The 394-nt window shown below is 75.4% G+C and carries 1 pseudogene; it reads left to right on the forward strand.

The annotated features are described in order from the left end of the window. Positions 1-4: 4 nt before the first annotated feature. Positions 5-394: pseudogene (locus G3I17_RS39485) on the forward strand (EamA family transporter); the annotation flags it as partial.

Here is a 394-nt window from a genome sequence, read left to right on the forward strand (position 1 = left end):
CGGCGTGACCCCCCTGGTGGCGGTCGCCGTCCTGGCGGCCGCGATCACCCACGCCGGCTGGAACGCCATCGCCCACGCGATACGCGACCAGCTCCTGTCCTTCACCCTGATCTCCGGGGGCGGCGCGCTGATCGGCGCCGCCCTGGCCTCGGCCGCACCGCTCCCGGCGGCCGGTGCCTGGCCGTACCTGCTGCTCTCGGCGGGCCTGCACGTCGCCTACATGGCACTGCTGATGCGCTCGTTCACGCTGGGCGACTTCGGCCAGATGTATCCGATCGCCCGGGGCACGGCCCCGCTCGTGGTGACGGTCCTGGCCGCCGTCTTCGTCGGCGAACGCCCCGACGGCTGGGCGACGGCGGGCGTCGCGGTGGCCCTCGCCGGTCTGGTCGGCGCC

The sequence above is a fragment of the Streptomyces sp. SID13031 genome, assembly GCF_010548305.1.
In the GTDB taxonomy this organism is placed as follows: Bacteria; Actinomycetota; Actinomycetes; order Propionibacteriales; family Kribbellaceae; genus Kribbella.